Origin of the sequence: Leclercia sp. (genome assembly GCF_036780805.1) — a bacterium.
Classification (GTDB): domain Bacteria; phylum Pseudomonadota; class Gammaproteobacteria; order Enterobacterales; family Enterobacteriaceae; genus Enterobacter.
This window is the reverse complement of the sequence record NZ_DAIQCE010000011.1, coordinates 49,545-65,334: the sequence shown is the minus strand read 5'-3', so window position 1 is coordinate 65,334 and position 15,790 is coordinate 49,545. Positions and strand designations below refer to the sequence as shown.

The 15,790-nt window shown below is 58.1% G+C and carries 18 protein-coding genes; 3 read left to right on the top strand and 15 right to left on the bottom strand.

Annotated elements, in window-relative coordinates; translation table 11 throughout:
* Positions 1–76: 76 nt before the first annotated feature.
* On the top strand, positions 77–2,644 hold the full coding sequence (gene mutS / locus V7Q49_RS19440) for a DNA mismatch repair protein MutS (protein ID WP_333854522.1): 2,568 nt from the start codon (positions 77–79) through the stop codon (positions 2,642–2,644).
* 132 nt (positions 2,645–2,776) lie between these two features.
* On the opposite strand, the gene V7Q49_RS19435 is transcribed toward mutS, so the two are convergent.
* The 3 genes from V7Q49_RS19435 to V7Q49_RS19425 are packed head-to-tail and all read right to left on the bottom strand — an operon-like array spanning position 2,777 to position 5,043.
* Positions 2,777–3,013 (bottom strand): non-oxidative hydroxyarylic acid decarboxylases subunit D, encoded by a 237-nt coding sequence (locus V7Q49_RS19435; RefSeq protein WP_262672634.1) that lies wholly within the window; start codon positions 3,011–3,013, stop codon positions 2,777–2,779.
* Positions 3,014–3,023: 10 nt separating this feature from the next.
* The gene (locus tag V7Q49_RS19430) at positions 3,024–4,451 is read right to left on the bottom strand and encodes a non-oxidative hydroxyarylic acid decarboxylases subunit C (RefSeq protein WP_333854520.1); all 1,428 of its coding nucleotides are present in this window, start codon (positions 4,449–4,451) and stop codon (positions 3,024–3,026) included.
* Positions 4,441–5,043, bottom strand: a complete 603-nt coding sequence (locus V7Q49_RS19425; RefSeq protein WP_333854518.1) for a non-oxidative hydroxyarylic acid decarboxylases subunit B — start codon at positions 5,041–5,043, stop codon at positions 4,441–4,443. The genes V7Q49_RS19430 and V7Q49_RS19425 overlap by 11 nt, the downstream gene beginning before the upstream one ends.
* A gap of 172 nt (positions 5,044–5,215) precedes the next feature.
* Between V7Q49_RS19425 and V7Q49_RS19420 the strand changes: the two genes are divergently transcribed.
* On the top strand, positions 5,216–5,632 hold the full coding sequence (locus V7Q49_RS19420) for a MarR family winged helix-turn-helix transcriptional regulator (protein WP_333854516.1): 417 nt from the start codon (positions 5,216–5,218) through the stop codon (positions 5,630–5,632).
* On the top strand, positions 5,629–6,006 hold the full coding sequence (locus V7Q49_RS19415) for a DUF4440 domain-containing protein (protein WP_333854514.1): 378 nt from the start codon (positions 5,629–5,631) through the stop codon (positions 6,004–6,006). The genes V7Q49_RS19420 and V7Q49_RS19415 overlap by 4 nt, the downstream gene beginning before the upstream one ends.
* Positions 6,007–6,058: 52 nt before the next feature.
* Here the strand turns inward: V7Q49_RS19415 and rpoS are convergent, their stop codons facing one another.
* The 12 genes from rpoS to cysD all read right to left on the bottom strand — a co-directional run bounded on the left by rpoS (position 6,059) and on the right by cysD (position 15,783).
* Complete coding sequence (rpoS, locus tag V7Q49_RS19410; protein WP_032613624.1) at positions 6,059–7,051, bottom strand: RNA polymerase sigma factor RpoS; 993 nt, start codon at positions 7,049–7,051, stop codon at positions 6,059–6,061.
* Positions 7,052–7,111: 60 nt separating this feature from the next.
* On the bottom strand, positions 7,112–8,239 hold the full coding sequence (gene nlpD, locus V7Q49_RS19405; protein WP_333854511.1) for a murein hydrolase activator NlpD: 1,128 nt from the start codon (positions 8,237–8,239) through the stop codon (positions 7,112–7,114).
* A gap of 116 nt (positions 8,240–8,355) precedes the next feature.
* Entirely contained in the window at positions 8,356–8,982 is a 627-nt protein-coding gene (locus V7Q49_RS19400; protein WP_333854509.1) for a protein-L-isoaspartate(D-aspartate) O-methyltransferase, read from the bottom strand.
* Positions 8,976–9,737: a 5'/3'-nucleotidase SurE gene (gene surE, locus V7Q49_RS19395; RefSeq protein ID WP_333854507.1), complete on the bottom strand. Its 762-nt coding sequence runs from the start codon at positions 9,735–9,737 to the stop codon at positions 8,976–8,978. The genes V7Q49_RS19400 and surE overlap by 7 nt, the downstream gene beginning before the upstream one ends.
* Positions 9,718–10,767 (bottom strand): tRNA pseudouridine(13) synthase TruD, encoded by a 1,050-nt coding sequence (gene truD, locus V7Q49_RS19390; protein ID WP_333854505.1) that lies wholly within the window; start codon positions 10,765–10,767, stop codon positions 9,718–9,720. Before truD ends, surE begins: the two co-directional genes overlap by 20 nt.
* The gene (gene ispF / locus V7Q49_RS19385) at positions 10,764–11,243 is read right to left on the bottom strand and encodes a 2-C-methyl-D-erythritol 2,4-cyclodiphosphate synthase (protein ID WP_333124436.1); all 480 of its coding nucleotides are present in this window, start codon (positions 11,241–11,243) and stop codon (positions 10,764–10,766) included. Before ispF ends, truD begins: the two co-directional genes overlap by 4 nt.
* Complete coding sequence (ispD, locus tag V7Q49_RS19380) at positions 11,243–11,953, bottom strand: 2-C-methyl-D-erythritol 4-phosphate cytidylyltransferase (protein WP_333854503.1); 711 nt, start codon at positions 11,951–11,953, stop codon at positions 11,243–11,245. The genes ispF and ispD overlap by 1 nt, the downstream gene beginning before the upstream one ends.
* 21 nt (positions 11,954–11,974) lie before the next feature.
* Positions 11,975–12,286 carry a cell division protein FtsB gene (gene ftsB, locus V7Q49_RS19375; protein ID WP_039029953.1) on the bottom strand — a complete coding sequence of 104 codons (312 nt, stop codon included), beginning with the start codon at positions 12,284–12,286 and terminating at the stop codon, positions 11,975–11,977.
* A gap of 166 nt (positions 12,287–12,452) precedes the next feature.
* The gene (locus tag V7Q49_RS19370) at positions 12,453–12,776 is read right to left on the bottom strand and encodes a DUF3561 family protein (protein WP_333854500.1); all 324 of its coding nucleotides are present in this window, start codon (positions 12,774–12,776) and stop codon (positions 12,453–12,455) included.
* A 56-nt stretch (positions 12,777–12,832) separates the two neighbouring features.
* Positions 12,833–13,438 (bottom strand): adenylyl-sulfate kinase, encoded by a 606-nt coding sequence (gene cysC, locus V7Q49_RS19365; RefSeq protein ID WP_333854498.1) that lies wholly within the window; start codon positions 13,436–13,438, stop codon positions 12,833–12,835.
* On the bottom strand, positions 13,438–14,865 hold the full coding sequence (gene cysN / locus V7Q49_RS19360; protein ID WP_333854496.1) for a sulfate adenylyltransferase subunit CysN: 1,428 nt from the start codon (positions 14,863–14,865) through the stop codon (positions 13,438–13,440). Before cysN ends, cysC begins: the two co-directional genes overlap by 1 nt.
* A 9-nt stretch (positions 14,866–14,874) precedes the next feature.
* Complete coding sequence (cysD, locus tag V7Q49_RS19355; RefSeq protein ID WP_333854494.1) at positions 14,875–15,783, bottom strand: sulfate adenylyltransferase subunit CysD; 909 nt, start codon at positions 15,781–15,783, stop codon at positions 14,875–14,877.
* Positions 15,784–15,790: the final 7 nt, after the last annotated feature.

Genomic DNA, 15,790 nt, shown 5'->3' with positions numbered 1-15,790 from the left:
GCGACAATAGCGGCAATACACGACGCTAACGTCGCCTGAACAGCACTATTTTCAAAGAAATGGACATCATCACTCCATGACCACTACTGACAATTTCGACGCGCACACCCCCATGATGCAGCAGTACCTGAAGCTGAAAGCTCAGCATCCGGAGATCCTGCTGTTTTACCGGATGGGTGACTTTTACGAGCTGTTTTATGACGATGCAAAACGCGCGTCACAGCTGCTCGACATCTCGCTGACCAAACGCGGCGCCTCGGCCGGGGAACCGATCCCGATGGCCGGGATCCCGCATCACGCGGTAGAGAACTACCTGGCGAAGTTGGTCAATCAGGGAGAGTCGGTCGCCATCTGCGAGCAAATCGGCGATCCGGCCACCTCGAAAGGCCCGGTCGAGCGCAAAGTGGTACGTATCGTCACGCCCGGCACCATCAGCGATGAAGCGCTGCTGCAGGAGCGCCAGGATAACCTGCTCGCCGCCATCTGGCAGGACAGCAAAGGTTTTGGTTTTGGCTATGCCACCCTGGATATCAGCTCCGGGCGTTTTCGCCTGAGCGAACCGGCCGACCGGGAAACCATGGCCGCCGAGCTGCAGCGCACCAATCCGGCGGAGTTACTGTACGCCGAAGATTTTGCCGAGATGGGTCTGCTCGAAGGCCGTCGCGGCCTGCGTCGCCGCCCGCTGTGGGAATTTGAGATCGACACCGCGCGCCAGCAGCTCAATCTGCAGTTTGGCACCCGGGATCTGACCGGCTTTGGCGTTGAAAATGCCCCGCGCGGCCTGTGCGCTGCCGGCTGTCTGTTACAGTACGTGAAAGATACACAGCGCACCTCTCTGCCGCACATCCGCTCCATTACCATTGAGCGCCAGCAGGACAGCATCATCATGGATGCCGCCACCCGCCGCAATCTGGAGATCACCCAGAACCTGGCCGGCGGCGTGGAAAACACCCTCGCCTCGGTGCTCGACAGCACCGTCACCCCAATGGGCAGCCGCATGTTGAAACGCTGGCTGCATATGCCGGTTCGCGACATCGCCACCCTCACCGGCCGCCAGCAGACCATTGGCGCCCTGCAGGACAGATACAGCGACCTGCAGCCGGTGTTACGCCAGGTGGGCGATCTGGAGCGTATTCTGGCACGCCTCGCCCTGCGCACCGCGCGCCCGCGCGATTTAGCCCGGATGCGTCACGCCTTCCAGCAGCTGCCTGAACTGCGCAGCCAGCTGGCAGAGATCGACAGCGCGCCGGTGCAGAAGCTGCGCGAAGCGATGGGCGAATTCAGCGAACTGCGCGAGCTGCTGGAAAAGGCCATCATTGAAGCCCCACCGGTGCTGGTACGTGACGGCGGCGTGATCGCCCCGGGCTACAACGAAGAGCTGGACGAGTGGCGCGCGCTGGCCGATGGCGCAACGGACTATCTCGATAAGCTGGAGATCCGCGAACGCGAGCGGCTCGGGCTGGACACCCTGAAGGTCGGTTACAACGCCGTACACGGCTACTTTATTCAGATTAGCCGCGGACAGAGCCACCTGGCACCGATCCACTACGTGCGCCGCCAGACGCTGAAAAACGCCGAGCGTTACATTATTCCAGAGCTGAAAGAGTACGAAGACAAGGTCCTCACCTCAAAAGGCAAAGCCCTGGCGCTGGAAAAACAGCTGTATGACGCCCTGTTCGATATGCTGATGCCGCACCTGGCGGATCTGCAGCAGAGCGCCACCGCGCTGGCCGAACTGGATGTGCTGGTCAACCTGGCAGAACGCGCCGAGACGCTGAACTACTGCTGCCCGACCTTTAGCGATAAGCCAGGCGTACGCATTACCGAAGGCCGTCATCCGGTGGTGGAGCAGGTGCTGAACGAACCGTTCATCGCTAACCCGCTGAACCTGTCGCCGCAGCGCCGGATGCTGATCATTACCGGGCCGAACATGGGCGGTAAAAGTACCTATATGCGCCAGACGGCGCTGATTGCCCTGCTGGCCTATATCGGCAGCTACGTTCCGGCGCAAAAGGTGGAGATCGGCCCTGTCGACCGTATCTTTACCCGCGTCGGCGCGGCGGACGATCTGGCGAGCGGTCGTTCGACCTTTATGGTGGAGATGACCGAAACCGCCAACATTCTTCACAACGCCACCGAGTACAGCCTGGTGCTGATGGATGAGATTGGCCGCGGGACGTCCACCTATGACGGGCTGTCGCTGGCGTGGGCCTGTGCCGAAAGCCTGGCCAATAAAATCAAAGCCATGACTCTGTTTGCCACCCACTACTTCGAGCTAACCCAGCTGCCGGAGAAGATGGAGGGCGTGGCGAACGTGCATCTGGATGCGCTGGAGCACGGAGATACTATCGCCTTTATGCACAGCGTGCAGGATGGCGCGGCGAGCAAAAGTTACGGCCTTGCCGTGGCGGCGCTGGCGGGGGTGCCGAAAGAGGTGATCAAGCGCGCGCGTCAGAAGCTGCGCGAGCTGGAAAGCCTGGCGCCTAACGCGGCGGCAACTCAGGTCGACGGGACGCAGATGTCACTGCTGGTGCCAGCCGAAGAGACCTCCCCGGCGCTGGAAGCGCTGGAGAACCTCGACCCGGACTCCCTGTCGCCACGTCAGGCGCTGGAGTGGATTTATCGGTTGAAGAATCTGGTGTAGATCGGTGCGATCTGTATCGCCCGGCGGCGCTATGCTTGCCGGGCCTACGGGATAGTGCGGTCTGTTCCCCTCACCCTGGCCCTCTCCCCAAAGGGGAGAGGGAATAGTCCGTGCGGATCCCTCAGTTTTTTATCAGCGCTTATCTTCCGCCAGCAGCGGTGGAATGGTCGGCACCTGCGGGGCATCATCGATATCCTTCTGCGTCATGCGAAACGCTTCAGGATAGTGCTCGCGGCTGGTGCGGCGCAGCGGCTCGGTATCGCGCCAGGTGTAGAGGCAGTGCTGGCACTGATACACCGTCCAGACATCTTTAACCGGCGACGTCGCCATCACCTCAATATGTTCATCGGCACAACGTGGACAAATCATTTTCCCCTCCTTATTTACGTGCGGCCAGCATGGCGGTCAGTTTTTCAGCCCAGGCTTTGGTCTCAGGCAGATCCTGCACCGGCTGGCTGTAATGCCCGCGAAGATCCGGGGCCACCGGTGTGGTCGCGTCGATAATCAGCTTGTCGGTGATCCCTGCTGGGCTTGAACCCGGATCCAGCTCCAGTACCGACATGTTCGGCAGCTGCACCAGATCCCCCGCAGCGTTCACTTTTGACGACAGTGCCCACATCACCTGCGGCAGATTGAACGGATCGACATCCTCATCCACCATGATCACCATCTTCACATAGCCCAGACCGTGCGGCGTGGTCATCGCCCGCAGGCCAACGGCACGGGCAAAGCCGCCGTAACGTTTTTTGGTGGAGATGATCGCCAGCAGGCCGTGCGTATACATCGCGTTCACCGCCTGCACTTCCGGGAATTCGGCTTTCAGCTGTTGGTAGAGCGGCACGCAGGTCGCCGGGCCCATCAGATAGTCTATTTCGGTCCACGGCATGCCGAGATAGAGCGACTCGAAAATCGGTTTGGTGCGGTAAGAGACTTTATCGATGCGCACCACGGTCATGTTACGGCCACCGGAGTAGTGCCCGGTAAACTCCCCAAACGGCCCTTCGATTTCACGTTTGCGACCCTCAATGACCCCTTCGAGGATCACTTCCGAACCCCAGGGCACGTCAAAACCGGTCAGCGGCGCGGTGGCAATCGGATACGGACTTTCGCGCAGCGCACCTGCCATCTCATATTCCGACTGATCGTATTTCAGCGGCGTGGCCCCCATCAGGGTGATGATCGGATCGTTGCCCAGAGTGATCGCTATCGGCAGATCCTGGCCGCGCTCTTCCGCTTTATGCAGGTGCAGCGCGATGTCGTGCATCGGCACCGGCTGCAGGCCGAGTTTGCGTTTACCCTTCACCTCCATCCGGTAGATGCCGACGTTCTGCTTGCCGAAGTGATCCGGATCGAGCGGATCGCGGGAGACCACGCAGGCTTTATCGAGATAGAATCCGCCGTCGCCGTCGTTAAGGCGAAACAGCGGCAGAATGTCGAACAGGTTGATATTCTCGCCGTCGACGGTGTTCTCTGCCCATGCCGGGTTGGCACGGCGCTCAGGCGTTACCGGGAAGGTATCCCAGCGGCGAATAAACTCGTCGATCTGCTTTTTGACCGGCGTATTCGGCGGCAGCCCCATTGAGATGGCATGGTTCTGCCAGGAGCCGATGGTGTTCATCGTCACGCGGGCGTCGGTAAAGCCGCGAATGTTATCAAACCACAGCGCAGGCGCGCCGTCGCCAATGCGCCCGGTAGCGTTGGCTGCCGCCGCCAGATCCGGCTCCGCATCGACCTGCTCCGTGATTTTCAGCAGTTGCCCTTGCTCATCGAGCGCCTGCAGAAAGCTTCTCAAATCATCAAATGCCATGTTCATTCTCCTGTGAAAAATTTCTGGCCGCCTGCAAACCTTTCCAGCGACGGGCTTTGCTATGCTCCAGACCAAACTGGTCGAGCACCCGGGTCACAATGTGCTGGGTAATGTCATCGGCGGTTTGCGGGTGGTTGTAATAAGCGGGCATGGGCGGCACCATCGCCACACCCATGCGGGAAAGGGCCAGCATGTTCTCCAGATGGATAGTGCTGAGCGGCGTTTCCCGCGGGACCAGCACCAGCTTGCGCCCCTCTTTCAGCACCACGTCTGCGGCGCGCCCCACCAGCCCTTCGGCGTAGCCTGCGCGAATACCCGCCAGCGTTTTCATGCTGCAGGGGATGACGATCATGCCGTCGGTACGAAAGGATCCGGATGAGATGGTGGCGGCCTGATCGGCCGGGCTGTGGACTACATCGGCCAGGGCGGCGACGTCCTGCGCGCTGTACGGCGTTTCCAGCTCAATCGTCGTTTTAGCCCACTTCGACATCACCAGATGGGTTTCCACTTCCGGCATGTCGCGAAGCGCCTGCAACAGGGCCACACCGAGCGGCGCACCGGTTGCCCCTGTCATCCCTACAATCAATCTCATTCAGTACCTCACCCTATTTGTTCGCATACGAACGTGTTGTTTAGCCTACGCCTGGATACGTACGGTGACAAGATCGTTCGCATACGATCACACGTAATGCTAAAAAGGGCCGCGTTAAATTCCCGGCTGATAACGGCTATCATAGAGAAGTGATTTATACGCCGGAGAGTTCATGGAACTGAGACAAGAAGCGTTCCACCTGTTACGTCAGCTTTTTCAGCAGCATACCGCGCACTGGCAACAGGCTTTGCCCGAGCTGACCAAGCCGCAATATGCGGTGCTGCGCTCTATCGCCGAACATCCCGGCATTGAACAGGTGGCCCTGACCGAAGCCGCGGTCAGTACCAAAGCCACTCTCGCAGAAATGCTGAGCCGCATGGAATCACGCGGGCTGGTGAAGCGCGAAGCCGATCCTGCGGATAAGCGCCGACGGTTTGTCTTCTTAACGCCGGAAGGTGAAGCGCTGCTGGGGAGCTGCAAGCCGGCAGGGAATGATGTTGATGAGGCATTTCTGGGGCGTTTAACCGCCGAGGAGCGTCGCCAGTTTACGGATTTGGTCCGCAAAATGATGGTAAAGGAGAGAGAATGACCTGCTATGAAACAGAAATTATTGATGCTCACGTCGCGTTAGAAAACTGGTTAGGCCAGGGTGAAGGCGATTATGCCGCCCTGCTCGCCCGTTTTCGCCAGGACTTCCTGATGATTGCCCCCAGCGGTGCACACCTGGATCATCCCGCGCTCGCAAATTTTCTGGAGGCTCAGCGCGGCAGCCGCCCGGGACTGAAGATTGTGATTGATGAATTAACGACGTTGCAGACCTGGGATAACGGCGCGGTGCTTCACTACCGTGAAACGCAAACCCGCCCCGATCAGCCGGTCAATGTGCGCTGGTCCAGCGCCGTACTGAATCAGGATGGCGATACGGTAACCTGGCGTCTGCTGCACGAAACCACGCAGCCTTAACGCATAAGAAAAAGGCCCGTCTCTCGACGGGCCTTTTTTGACGAAAAGTTGTTTACTCGCGGAACAGCGCTTCGATATTCAGCCCTTGACCCTGCAGAATTTCACGCAGGCGACGCAGACCTTCAACCTGAATCTGACGAACACGTTCACGGGTCAGGCCGATTTCACGACCGACGTCTTCCAGTGTCGCAGCTTCATACCCCAGCAGACCGAAACGACGTGCCAGCACTTCACGCTGTTTGGCGTTCAGTTCGAACAGCCATTTGACGATGCTCTGTTTCATATCATCGTCCTGCGTGGTGTCTTCCGGGCCGTTGTCTTTTTCATCGGCCAGAATGTCCAGCAGCGCTTTCTCGGAATCGCCACCCAGCGGGGTGTCGACGGAGGTAATACGCTCGTTGAGACGCAGCATACGGCTTACGTCATCAACCGGTTTATCCAGCTGCTCGGCAATCTCTTCCGCGCTTGGCTCGTGGTCCAGCTTATGGGACAACTCGCGTGCGGTACGCAGATAGACGTTCAGCTCTTTCACGATGTGAATAGGCAGACGGATCGTACGGGTTTGGTTCATGATTGCCCGTTCGATGGTCTGTCGGATCCACCACGTCGCGTATGTTGAGAAACGGAACCCACGTTCAGGGTCAAATTTCTCTACCGCGCGGATCAGCCCCAGGTTGCCCTCTTCAATCAGATCCAGCAGAGCCAGACCACGATTGCTGTAACGACGGGCAATCTTGACCACCAGACGCAGGTTACTTTCAATCATACGACGGCGTGAAGCCACATCACCACGCAATGCCCGGCGCGCGAAGTAAACTTCTTCTTCTGCTGTTAACAGTGGAGAGTATCCAATCTCCCCAAGGTAAAGCTGAGTCGCGTCCAGCACACGTTGAGTGGCGCCCTGCGATAACAGCTCTTCTTCAGCTAAATCGTTATCACTGGGTTCCTCTTCTACTAAGGCTTTTTCGTCAAAAACCTCAGCTCCGTTCTCATCAAATTCCGCGTCTTCATTTAAATCATGAACTTTCAGCGTATTCTGACTCATAAAGGTGGCTCCTACCCGTGATCCCTGAACGAGAAAACCAAAGTGGTTTATCCCGCCAAATTATCGCTGCGGCAAATACTGCAGCGGGTTTACGGATTTCCCCTTGTAACGAATTTCAAAATGCAAGCGTGTAGAACTGGTTCCGGTGCTACCCATGGTAGCTATTTTTTGCCCCGCCTTAACTTCTTGTTGTTCCCGGACCAGCATCGTATCGTTATGGGCGTAGGCACTCAGGTAATCATCGTTGTGTTTTATGATAATAAGATTACCGTAACCGCGCAGCGCGTTACCGGCATATACCACGCGTCCGTCTCCGGTCGCGATAATAGCCTGTCCCTTACTTCCTGCGATATCGATCCCTTTATTTCCCCCCTCGGAGGAAGAAAAGTTCTCGATAACTTTGCCTTCAGTCGGCCAGCGCCACGAAGAGATTGGCGAGCTGGACGTCATACTGCTGGCAGCGGGCACGGTAGAACTAACGACAGGTGCCGTAACGGGTGCTGTGACAACAGTCGCAGTCCCTTTATTATTCGGCAACATCTTGTTAGCACTCTGTTCACCTGAGTCCTCAGAATACGTAATTGTCGGTTGTGACGCAACCACTGTGCTCGATTTTTGCGCAGGCGTCACACTGTTATTTTGTGCCGTCACGTCAGCCACCGATACGGTGTTGCCAGGCGTGAGCGGTTTGCCCGTTGCGTTGCCGACCTGCAGCGTCTGGCCAACTTCCAGACCATACGGGGCCTGGACGTTATTTCGTTGCGCAAGGTCACGGAAATCGTTCCCGGTGATCCAGGCGATATAGAACAAGGTATCGCCACGTTTCACGGTATAGGTGCTGCCGCCGGTATAGCTCCCTTTCGGAATGTTCCCATACTTACGGTTATACACAATACGGCCATTTTCGGTCTGAACAGGCTGATCCACTGGCTGAATCTGTGTTGGCTGCGTAACCACTGGCTGAACAGGCTGAATCTGAGGTGTTTGTTGTGTTGTGGTGCCCATCTTAGGCGGAGGGGTAATCAGCATGCCGCCGGACGTATTGCCGGTGCTGGAACCGCTGTTGCCGCCAACGGAACTCACCGGCGCAGGGGCGTTATTCGAGGATGTACAACCTGCCAGCCACAGTGAAACCAGTGACAGTGCCGCAACACGGCTGATGGTGAATTTTGGGCTTCCCGCGCTCATTTATCCCCCAGGAATGTTTTTAGTTACCAGTGACTTAAAATTAACCGTAATGTCACGCGCTTTTGCGCCACACCATACGCTGAATTGGCCTGAATAACCCTGGAAAAATCCGAGTCTCAGGCCAGCTCTCCTTTTACCAGAGGCACAAAACGCACGGCTTCTACGGTATCGATGATGAACTCGTCGCCCCGTCGACGAACACGCTTTAACAGCTGATGTTCATCGCCCACCGGTAAAACGAGGATCCCGCCGTCATCCAGCTGTGCCATAAGCGCAGCCGGGATTTCCGGCGGTGCTGCCGTCACGATAATGGCGTCAAACGGGCCGCGTGCCTTCCAGCCCTGCCAGCCATCCCCGTGACGGGTCGAAACATTGTGTAAATCAAGCTGCTTCAGGCGACGACGCGCCTGCCACTGCAGGCCTTTAATGCGTTCAACCGAGCAGACATGATGCACCAGGTGCGCCAGAATGGCGGTCTGGTATCCCGATCCGGTGCCGATCTCCAGCACCCGCGACTCGGGGGTCAGCTCCAGCAGCTCGGTCATGCGCGCCACCATATAGGGCTGCGAAATGGTCTGCCCCTGCCCTATTGGCAAGGCGACGTTTTCCCACGCTTTGTGCTCAAACGCCTCATCGACGAACTTTTCACGCGGTACCAGCGAGATAGCAGTAAGCACATGCTCATCCGTAATACCCTGAGTGCGTAATTGATTCAGAAGTGCTTGTACACGTTTACTTACCATTGTGAACTCACCCCGGCACGATCCAGCCAGTCTGACACCACATCTTGCGCGTTATGCGCGGTCAAATCCACATGTAACGGCGTGACGGAAACATACCCCTCGTCCACCGCGGCGAAGTCGGTATCCGGCCCGGCATCGTGCTTTTCACCCGGCGGGCCAATCCAGTACAGGGTATTACCACGGGGATCTTCCTGCGGGATCACCTTATCCGCCGGATGTCGGCTGCCGCAGCGCGTCACGCGGATGCCTTTGATCTCTTCCAGCGGCAGGTCCGGGACGTTGATATTGAGGATCCGCCCGGTGCGCAGCGGCTCGCGGCTCAGCGCCCGCAGAATGGAGCAGGTCACCGCAGCCGCGGTATCGTAATGCTGATGGCCGTTGAGCGATACCGCCAGCGCAGGGAACCCGAGATGGCGCCCTTCCATAGCCGCTGCCACGGTGCCGGAATAGATCACGTCATCGCCCAGATTGGGCCCGGCATTAATGCCCGAGACCACCACGTCCGGACGCGGACGCATCAGGGCATTGACGCCGAGAAAGACACAGTCGGTCGGGGTGCCCATCTGAACGGCGATATCGCCGTTGTCGAAGGTAAAGGTACGAAGGGACGACTCGAGGGTTAACGAGTTAGAGGCACCGCTGCGGTTACGATCGGGAGCCACCACCTGAACCTCAGCGAACTCACGTAGCGCCTTAGCCAGCGTCTGAATGCCCGGCGCATGGATCCCGTCATCGTTACTCAGCAATATTCGCATAGTCACCCGAAGTGTTGATAAGTTCCCTGACAACACTGGTGGCAAAGCTACCTGCCGGCAGCCAGAAACGTAACTCGACGGTCACGTCATCCCACCAGTTCCAGCTCAGCTGTTGCGGATAGAGCAGCATCGCCCGGCGTGCCGCTTCGACTTTTTCCCGCACCAGCAGAGAGCATAATTCTGTTTCACCGGCGACGGCTGCCTGCTCCGCCAACAGCGCTTCGCCCTGCGGGCCCCATTCGCCGGTACCCGGCAGGGCCGCGGTGATCAGCAGCGTTTTCGCATTGACGCGCGCCTGCAAATCGGCCATTTCGTCGTCAGTGGCGACGAACCAGCTGCCGCGTCCCGCTAATTGTAGCGCATCGCCAACAACAACTTGATTCGCGTCTGTTTTTTTCAGACGTTCGCTCACGATGTGATTAAACAACGCACTGCGGGCTGCCGACAACCAAAAACTGCGTTTATTGCGGTCACGCACCGGGGCATTGCTTTGCGCCCAGCGCAGCGCACCCTGCAAGTTACTGCCGCCAATACCAAAACGCTGGGCACCGAAGTAGTTCGGCACGCCCTGCTCGTTGATGGCGGCAAGACGTTGTTCGACCTCGTCGCGGTGGCTCACTTCGCGCAGTACCAGCGTAAAGGCGTTGCCCTTTAACGCGCCGAGGCGCAATTTGCGCTTATGACGGGCGTATTCGAGCACCTTGCAGCCCTCAAGCTGGAACTGGCTTAAATCGGGCATCCCATTACCCGGTACCCTGGCACAGAGCCACTGCTCGGTGACAGCGTGTTTGTCCTTCTGCCCGGCGAAGCTCACTTCACGGGCGTGAATTTTCAGGAACTTAGCCAGCGCTTCGGCGACAAAACGGGTGTTGCAGCCGTTTTTCAGGATCCGCACCAGAATGTGCTCGCCCTCGCCGTCCGGCTCAAAGCCCAGATCTTCGATCACCACGAAATCTTCAGGATTGGCCTTCAGCAGGCCCGTGCCCTGCGGTTTACCGTGCAGGTACGTCAGGTTATCGAAATCCGTCATTTGGCCGCCTTCACCAGCAGCGCCACGGCTTCACAGGCAATGCCCTCACCGCGACCGGTAAAGCCGAGCTTTTCGGTGGTAGTGGCTTTGACGTTGACGTCGTCCATATGACAGCCGAGATCTTCGGCAATAAACACCCGCATCTGCGGGATATGCGGCAGCATTTTCGGTGCCTGCGCAATAATGGTCACGTCGACGTTACCGAGGGTGTAGCCTTTGGCCTGAATACGGCGCCAGGCTTCGCGCAGCAGTTCGCGGCTGTCGGCCCCTTTGAAGGCCGGATCGGTATCCGGGAAGAGCTTGCCGATATCGCCCAGCGCCGCCGCACCCAGCAGCGCGTCGGTTAACGCATGCAGGGCAACATCGCCATCAGAATGCGCGAGCAGTCCTTTTTCATAAGGGACGCGTACGCCGCCAATGATAATTGGGCCCTCGCCGCCAAAGGCGTGTACGTCAAAACCATGTCCAATTCGCATTATGCCTTCTCCTGATGGGTCGAACGGGTAAGATAAAATTCTGCCAGCTGTAAATCTTCGGGGCGCGTCACTTTTATATTATCTGCGCGCCCTTCAATCAGTTCCGGGTGAAAACCGCAGTACTCCAGCGCCGAGGCTTCGTCGGTGATGGTTGCGCCTTCGTTCAGCGCACGGGTTAAGCAGGCCTGCAGCAGCTCGCGGGGGAAAAACTGCGGCGTGAGCGCGTGCCAAAGGTCAACGCGCTCCACCGTATGGGCAATGGCTGGAACGCCCGGCTCGCCGCGCTTCATGGTATCGCGTACCGGCGTGGCGAGAATCCCGCCGACGCGGCTGGTTTCGCTGATAGCCAGCAGCCGCGCCAGGTCATCCTGATGCAGGCACGGACGCGCCGCATCATGCACCAGCACCCACTGGGCTTCACCGGCGGCCTGAAGACCTGCCAGCACCGAATCTGCGCGCTCTGCGCCACCGTCCACCACGGTAACCTGCGGATGGCGGGCAAGCGGCAGCGCGGCAAAGCGGGCGTCGCCCGGACTGATGGCGATAACGACCCGCGTCACGCGTGGGTTCGCCAGCAGCGCCGCCACGGTGTGCTCAAGGATCGTTTTATCACCAATTGAAAGGTACTGCTTAGGACATTCTGTCTGCATGCGCCGGCCAAACCCGGCGGCTGGCACAACGGCGCATACGTTCGAAAAAGTGACTGCCATGGCTAATAATCCTGGGCCTGATTATCGGGTGTTTTGTACTGAGCCCTGGTTGCGTTTAGACGCATCCGGTACCAGACGATAGAAGGTTTCGCCCGGCTTAGTCATGCTGAGTTCGTTGCGTGCGCGCTCTTCAATGGCTTCTTGTCCGCCATTGAGATCGTCAATTTCCGCAAACAGCTGATCGTTTCGCGCTTTAAGTTTGCCGTTGGTTGCCTGCTGCGCCGTCACGTCATCGCTGACGCGACTGTAATCGTGAAGGCCGTTCTTACCGAACCACAGTGAATACTGAAGCCAGACCAGCAGTGCCAGCAACAGCAGCGTAAGTTTACCCATCCTGCCCCCTGAAAAACGGCATCATCATCCCATAACTTTCCCCACGACTCTACATCGGGGCTACAGAGATGCCGCACCATTGCGGGCAAATGTACCACATTTTTTTTGCAGATTCGCGCAGCCTTCAACGTGACACAGTGAGTGACGGTTTGAATTATGGCTGAACTTATCCCATGAGCCATAAAAATAACAGTCCGACCATGGCCACTATCGTCATCACGGTGGTGAATGAACTGTAGAGGAGCTTGCCGTTAAGGAGAGAGTGCAGCGCAATCCCCACCACCACGGCAACGGGCATCAGCGCCAGGAAGAAAGGCCAGGTATAGAGGAAAAAGAACAGGGTATTACTGCCGTAAAACAGGAAAGGGATGCCCAGTGCCATCAGCCATGACGCGAAGCCGACAATCGCCCCGGGGAAAGACCATGTCGTCTCGTCATTTGCCGATACTGTGTCCGTCCCGGTGATAATGTAGTTCTCACTGTTTCGCATAGCTGATCCTGTGACCATGACATATCGATGGGGTTAATCACCCCATCAATACCATCTCAGGATCTGATAATATCGCCCTGTCTGAGCAGGTCTAATAATTGGCTCACTAAATTTGTTACCAATTGTTGGCCTTCCAGATGGATTTCGGGCGCATCGGGGGTTTCATAAACTGCGTCAATGCCGGTGAAGTTTTTCAGTTCACCCGCGCGGGCTTTTTTGTACAGCCCTTTCGGATCGCGCTGCTCGCAGATGTCCAGCGGGGTATCAACGAAGACTTCGATAAAGCGGTTCTGACCCACGCGCTCGCGCACAAACTGCCGCTCGGCACGGTGCGGCGAAATAAACGCCGTTAACACCACCAGCCCGGCATCGGCCATCAGGCTGGCCACTTCGCCCACCCGACGGATGTTCTCTTTGCGATCCGCATCGCTAAAGCCGAGGTCGCTGCACAGCCCGTGGCGCACGTTGTCGCCATCCAGCAGATAGGTGCTGACGCCCGATTTATGCAGCGCCTCTTCCAGCGCGCCCGCAACGGTGGACTTACCGGAGCCCGAAAGCCCGGTAAACCACAGCACAACCCCACGATGACCGTGGAGTTGTTCGCGATCGGCGACGGTGACCGGATGAGGATGCCAGACGACGTTCTCATCATGCTGCGCCATTACTTGCCTCCCAGCAGATCGCGTGCGCCCCAGTGCGGGAAATGTTTGCGTACCAGCGCGTTCAGTTCCAGTTCAAAGGCGCTGAATTCCGACGGTGCCACGCTCGCCTGCTCATGTGGCTCGCGCACCATCCCCGCCCCTACGGTCACGTTGGTCAGGCGATCGATAATGATTAAGCCCCCGGTCACCGGGTTCTGCTGATACTGATCCAGCACCAGCGGCTCGTCGAAGGTGAAATCGACCAGGCCGATGCCGTTCAGCGGCAGCTCAGCGACGCTGTGCTGCGCCAGATTGTTGATATCCACCTGGTACTGAATGCCGTCCACGCGGGCGCGGGTTTTCTTGCCGGCAATCTTGATGTCATAGCTCTGACCCGGGGTCAGCGGCTGTTCGGCCATCCACACCACATCAATGGCGGCGCTTTGCACCGCAGGCAGCGTTTCTTGCGCGTCCACCAGCAGGTCGCCGCGGCTGATGTCGATCTCGTCTTTCAGCACCAAGGTGACGGCTTCGCCTGCCCCGGCTTCCTGCAGATCGCCATCAAAGGTGACGATACGAGTAATCGCGGACTCCACGCCTGACGGCAGGACCTTCACGCGCTGCCCCACCTGCACGCTGCCGGAGGCAAGGGTGCCAGAGAAGCCGCGGAAATCGAGATTCGGGCGGTTAACGTACTGCACCGGGAAGCGCATCGGCTGCGTTTCCACGCTGCGCTGGATCTCCACGGTCTCTAGCACTTCCAGCAGCGTCGGGCCGCTGTACCACGGCATGCTGGCGCTCTGGGAGGCGACGTTGTCCCCTTCCAGCGCCGAGAGCGGCACGAAGCGGATGTCGAGGTTGCCCGGCAGCTGTTCGGCAAAGGTGAGATAGCTTTCGCGGATCTCGTTAAACTTCTCTTCGCTGAAGTTGACCAGATCCATCTTGTTGACCGCCACCACCAGGTGCTTGATCCCCAGCAACGTGGAGATAAAGCTGTGACGGCGGGTCTGATCCAGCACCCCTTTACGGGCGTCGATCAGCAGGATCGCCAGGTCACAGGTCGATGCGCCGGTCGCCATATTGCGGGTGTACTGCTCGTGCCCCGGGGTGTCGGCGATAATAAATTTGCGCTTCTCGGTGGAGAAGTAGCGATAGGCCACGTCAATGGTGATGCCCTGCTCGCGCTCCGCCTGCAGGCCGTCCACCAGCAGCGCCAGATCGAGCTTCTCACCCTGGGTGCCGTGACGTTTGCTGTCGTTATGCAGGGAAGAGAGCTGATCTTCATAGATCTGACGGGTATCGTGCAGCAGACGGCCAATCAGCGTGCTTTTGCCGTCATCAACGCTGCCGCAGGTCAGAAAACGCAGCAGGCTTTTGTGCTGTTGTGCGTGCAGGTAGGCTTCGACGCCGCCTTCATCCGCAATCTGTTGAGCAATAGTGGTATTCATGGCGGCTCCTTAGAAATAACCCTGACGTTTCTTCAGCTCCATCGAGCCTGCCTGGTCGCGGTCAATCACGCGCCCTTGTCGCTCGCTGGTGGTCGACACCAGCATCTCTTCAATGATCTCCGGCAGCGTCTGCGCGCTGGACTCCACCGCGCCGGTCAGCGGCCAGCAGCCGAGGGTACGGAAGCGCACCATCTGCTGTTTGATCTCTTCGCCAGGCTGGAGATCGATACGATCGTCATCCACCATCATCAGCATGCCGTCGCGCTCCAGTACCGGACGTTCAGCCGCCAGGTACAGTGGAACGATCTCAATATTTTCCAGATAGATGTACTGCCAGATATCCAGCTCGGTCCAGTTGGAGAGCGGGAAGACGCGAATGCTTTCGCCTTTGTTAATCTGGCCGTTGTAGTTGTGCCACAGCTCCGGGCGCTGGTTCTTCGGATCCCAGCGGTGGAAGCGATCGCGGAAGGAGTAGATACGCTCCTTGGCGCGGGATTTCTCTTCATCGCGACGGGCGCCACCGAAGGCCGCATCAAAGCCGTACTTGTTCAGCGCCTGCTTCAGCCCTTCGGTCTTCATGATGTCGGTGTGTTTGCCGCTGCCGTGCACGAACGGGTTAATACCCATCGCCACCCCTTCCGGGTTTTTATGCACCAGCAGTTCGCAGCCGTAGGCTTTCGCGGTGCGGTCACGGAACTCGTACATCTCGCGGAATTTCCAGCCGGTATCCACGTGCAGCAGCGGGAACGGCAGCGTACCCGGATAAAAGGCTTTACGCGCCAGATGCAGCATGACGCTGGAGTCTTTCCCGATGGAGTACATCATTACCGGATTAGCGAACTCGGCGGCCACTTCGCGGATGATATGAATACTCTCCGCTTCGAGTTGCCGCAGGTGAGTCAGTCGTTTTTGATCCATAACCGTT